The organism is Peribacillus deserti (genome assembly GCF_002863585.1).
GTDB classification, from domain to species: Bacteria; Bacillota; Bacilli; order Bacillales; family DSM-1321; genus Paraperibacillus; species Paraperibacillus deserti_A.
Genome location: NZ_PGUY01000082.1, coordinates 1 through 3,006, shown reverse-complemented (window position 1 = coordinate 3,006; position 3,006 = coordinate 1). Strand labels below are relative to the sequence as shown.

At 42.0% G+C, this 3,006-nt stretch carries 2 protein-coding genes; both read left to right on the top strand.

Features of this window, described 5'->3' with window-relative positions:
- Positions 1-256 precede the first annotated feature (256 nt).
- Positions 257-949 (top strand): LysM peptidoglycan-binding domain-containing protein, encoded by a 693-nt coding sequence (locus tag CUU66_RS22305; RefSeq protein WP_101645604.1) that lies wholly within the window; start codon positions 257-259, stop codon positions 947-949.
- A gap of 384 nt (positions 950-1,333) precedes the next feature.
- Positions 1,334-2,782, top strand: coding sequence for an N-acetylglucosamine-specific PTS transporter subunit IIBC (nagE, locus tag CUU66_RS22300; protein ID WP_101645603.1), 1,449 nt, complete (start codon positions 1,334-1,336; stop codon positions 2,780-2,782).
- Positions 2,783-3,006: the final 224 nt, after the last annotated feature.

Here is a 3,006-nt window from a genome sequence, read left to right as displayed (position 1 = left end):
GCAAACACCCACTTTGAGGAGTGGTGGTTTAAAACTTTCTTATATGATACGGCATATGCGGCATTTAAAAACCAGTCCTTGTGACTGGTTTTTTTAGTTATATGGATCTATTTAGTAATCTCTGGTTCCGCCAAATTGACCATTTTCGGGGGAAAAAGGTTGGTTCTTGTTTGATAGGGTATACATACAGAAGCAGGTGTCTTGAATTGCATAGGTATACTATATCTGTACTACAATAATCCTGGAGGCTAAATAGATGAAGATTTCGGCAGGCAATATTTTGGAAGCAGCTATAAAGTTCCCGCTGCTGAGGAAAATAAAGAGCACTTGGACAATTGGCACAGCTTTATTAGTACTATTTGGAACGATTCTTATGTCGGGCGGAACGCTTGCAGGCGCTTGCAGTGATACATATACAGTAAAAAAAGGCGATACCCTGCTCAAACTTTCTGCTAAATACCATGTAACCGTACAACAGCTAAAAGGCGCAAACGGGTTAAATTCGGACAAGATTTATATCGGCCAGCGAATTGATGTACCGGCATTACATGCACAAACACCCCGAAAGACAAAAAAGCCAGAGGCTGTGACCAGTCCTGCGGTGAAATCCATTAAAGGACAAATATATAATGTAAAAGCGGGAGATTCAGTGTGGGCGATTTCAAAAAGATTTAACGTGACCGTTAACGCTCTAATACAGGCAAACGGCAAAAAGAATACTGCTCTCCGGACAGGGGAGAAGCTCATCATACCTGGAGAGGCTCTTCTTTATAAAACGGCCAAAGTGACTGGCGCCGCGGACAATCATTCCATTGAATTTGTCTCAGGAAAAGAATACTTTGTCCTGCAGGTAGGATACGGAAAAGCGGAAGGCCTCGTAAAACAGATGAAAGGTAAAACGCTTAAAGTGTACTACAAAGGTTCGCAATTTATTTCATATAAATACTAACACTAAACAAACTTCCAGTTCCGTTAGCGGACCTGGTTTTTTTGTTTGGCGAACAGTGCTTTGGGGCAAGAAAGGGTATGAATGCTTAATATGATGCAGATTTCCTAGAGCATCTACAAACCGGATTAGCCCATATTCTGCCGTTCCAACCGCATAATAGCCAGCTAATCCGCTTTGTTTATCTCTGCCTGTGAAACCGCTGACAAAATATATTGAATAATCTTAATCTTTGTCATTATAATAAACTATAGCGTGTCTTTTTTCTTTTTGGCCATTATAGTATATCTTTGAAAATCTGGTGAAGTCAGAAGGGAGTGTATCTGCCAAATAAGCTGTTATATTAGAAGGACATATAGTAATATGGACTAGGGGGGAATGTAAAAGATGATGAAATACTTACAAAGAATTGGCCGGTCCCTAATGCTGCCAGTAGCAGTTCTGCCTGCTGCAGCGATCCTTATGGGTATCGGTTATTGGATCGATCCGACCGGATGGGGAGCAGATAATCCGGTTGCGGCTTTCTTGATCAAAGCTGGATCTTCCATCATTGACAATATGTCAATTTTATTTGCTGTCGGAGTAGCTTTAGGCATGTCGAAGCAAAAAGATGGATCTGCTGCACTAAGCGGTCTAGTGGCTTACCTTGTTATTACCACTTTGCTTTCAACTAACTCCGTAGCGATGCTGCAAGGGCTGGATCCTGAAAAAGTAAACCCGGCATTTGCGAAAATAGGAAACCAATTTGTTGGGATCCTTTCAGGTCTAGTGGCTGCTACCATGTACAATCGTTTCAGCCATGTGAAATTGCCTGATGCACTTGCATTCTTCAGTGGAAAACGCCTTGTTCCGATTATGTCTGCGGTTTCCATGCTGGTTGTTTCCTTAATCATGTTTTTTGTATGGCCTGCTATCTTTACTGGCTTGGTCTCTTTTGGAGAAGGCATCAGTAAATTAAGCTATATAGGCGCTGGACTTTATGGATTCTTTAATCGATTATTGATTCCAACCGGACTGCACCATGCATTGAACTCAGTGTTCTGGTTTGATGTAGCTGGCATCAACGATATTGGGAACTTCTGGGCAGGAAAAGGTGAGAAGGGTATAACAGGCATGTATCAAGCAGGTTATTTCCCAATCATGATGTTTGGTCTTCCTGCTGCAGGGCTTGCCATGTATCATACTGCAAAAACAAAACAACGGAAACAAGTGGCCTCATTAATGCTTGCTGCCGGTTTTGCTGCCTTTTTTACCGGGGTAACTGAACCGCTTGAATTTGCATTTATGTTTGCTGCGCCTGCACTTTATTTCGTGCATGCTGTTCTTACAGGAATATCACTGGCTGTAGCTTCCTTTTTTCACTGGACAGCAGGATTTGGCTTCAGCGCCGGTTTTGTAGATTTTGTCCTAAGTTCAAGACTGCCGCTGGCAAATCAGCCATATATGCTAATCGTTCAAGGCCTTGTCTTTGCGGTGATCTATTATTTCTTATTCAGATTCCTGATTACTAAATTTAATTTAGCAACTCCTGGGCGTGGAGAAGAAGTAGAAGAAGCGGTCCAAGAGGAAGGAACAGATGTTCAAGAGAATAAATTTACTGTTATGGCAGCTAAGATTTATGAAGGACTTGGCGGAGACGCAAATGTGACTTCTGTGGATAATTGTGTTACCCGATTAAGAGTAGAAGTTAAAGATATGAAAGCAGTTGACCAAAGCAAGATCAAAGCAACAGGAGTTCCAGGAATTAATGTTGTAGGAGATACCAGCATTCAGGTAATTGTAGGAACATCCGTACAATTTGTTGCAGATGAAATTGAAAAGATCCGCGGCAAATAATACTTAAAGCAAAAAAAAAACCAGCTCTTTCAAGGGAGCTGGTTTTTTTGGTATAGAGATCGCTATAAAGTAAAGGCTGTTTTCGCAAACTTTGTTGTTATTGAAAAAGGGGTTGATTTCCACTACAGGATGCTCACTTTCCGCGGGGCGGGCGGTGAGCCTCCTCGGCTTCGCCTGTGGGGTCTCACCTGATCGAAAAGCGGAGGACGGTGCTTTTCAAGAAA